Source organism: Oleiphilus sp. HI0067 (assembly GCF_001635735.1).
In genome coordinates this window covers 1-1,395 of record NZ_LWFI01001338.1, presented here as the reverse complement: position 1 = coordinate 1,395, position 1,395 = coordinate 1, and the positions used below count along the sequence as shown (strand labels likewise).

The 1,395-nt window shown below is 42.9% G+C and carries 2 protein-coding genes; both read left to right on the top strand.

Annotated elements, in window-relative coordinates; all coding sequences use genetic code 11:
• Window positions 1-622 (top strand): NAD(P)H-dependent oxidoreductase (locus A3739_RS21240; RefSeq protein WP_231877122.1); only part of this gene is annotated, 622 nt, incomplete at its 5' end.
• Between the two features lie 282 nt (window positions 623-904).
• Window positions 905-1,246, top strand: coding sequence for a type II toxin-antitoxin system RelE/ParE family toxin (locus A3739_RS21235; protein ID WP_068502681.1), 342 nt, complete (start codon window positions 905-907; stop codon window positions 1,244-1,246).
• Window positions 1,247-1,395: the final 149 nt, after the last annotated feature.

Here is a 1,395-nt window from a genome sequence, read left to right as displayed (position 1 = left end):
ACAGTTAGCTCGGTTAAATCTTCGGAGCACAGGCATGAGTTATCAACCACACTTTCATATTGTGTATGGCCATACTGGATATTCGGGTGAGTACAGCAATCTCAGAATGTTAGAGCAAATAAAAGACTTGGAGTTTGTCTCGCTGAGTAATTTAGCTAGCAGGTATCAGGATGGTTCTGTAGATGTTGCCGAAGAGCAGAAATACTTAAAAGCTGCTGATTTGATTATTTTTCAGTTTCCTTTTTATTGGTATAGCGTACCGCACAATTTGAAGCGATATATGGATGAAGTCTTTGAGCATGGTTTTGCTTATGGCTCTTCGGGTAATGCACTTCATGGCAAACGATTCTTGTGTGCTATCACAACCGGCGGGCCTGAAGACGCTTACCATCATGAAGGCTATAACAAGTTTGAAATGGCTGAGCTGCTTCGGCCATTAGAGCAGACAGCGAACCTTTGTGGAATGCATTATATGCCGCCCTTTATTCTTCACAGTGCACCTAATTTAGTAGCTGGCCGCATGGAAGAGCATGAACGCCGTGTTGCGGAACATGCTAAGGCGTATCGAGATTTAATTGAAAGGTGTCGTTGGAATGCAGATTTGCAAAAGGATGTGCATTAGTTCGTGTTTGTTTTTTGATGGTAAGCACTAGGCAGACTTGGGTACCTCTCCCTCGTCATTCCAAACAGCGCAGACTGATTTGGAATCTCTCAATTAATGCATGTAATTAGACAAAAGCGGCTGTTGAGTTACTCTGTATCTGGCGTCTGCTTACAATAAGTTGTCAGACATTGCTGCCTCAACAAATCTCAAGTACTTGTGGGAATAGCTGATCTATGTTGCTGCTCAGGCAATAGCCGAAGATGTTGACTCAATATAATCCATTGGATTATGCTTTGACCCATGCAAACTATTGTTGAATTACCAGAGTTTCAGAAACGCGCTTCAGATCTGTTAAAAGGTGAAGAGAAGACGAGCATTATTAATTACCTAGCTGCGCACCCTCAAGCGGGGAATATTATGCAAGGTACTGGCGGTATCAGGAAATTACGGTGGTCTGCAAAAGGAAAAGGCAAAAGCGGAGGCGTGCGTGTCATCTACTATTATCACAACGGCTCGATTCCGCTCTTCTTGCTTACTGTATTTGAAAAGTGTGAAAAGGCCAATCTAAGCAAAACTGAACGAAATGATTTGGCCAAGCTTACTACTTTACTTGTTAATAGTTATGGTGAATCAGATGTCTAATACGTTCGCAAGCATTAAACAGGGGCTCCAAGAGGCCATTGATTACTCTGAGGGCAAACTCAAAAAAGCGGTTGTGCATGAGTTTAGCCCTCTTGATGTCAAAGAGAGTCGCGCGAAAGTCGGCATGTCGCAAAATGAATTTGCATCGG

What these genes read in the sequence shown, in the direction of transcription:
- A3739_RS21235 (WP_068502681.1), top strand. Translation starts at nt 905, where the DNA reads ATGCAAACTATTGTTGAATTACCAGAGTTTCAGAAACGCGCTTCAGAT.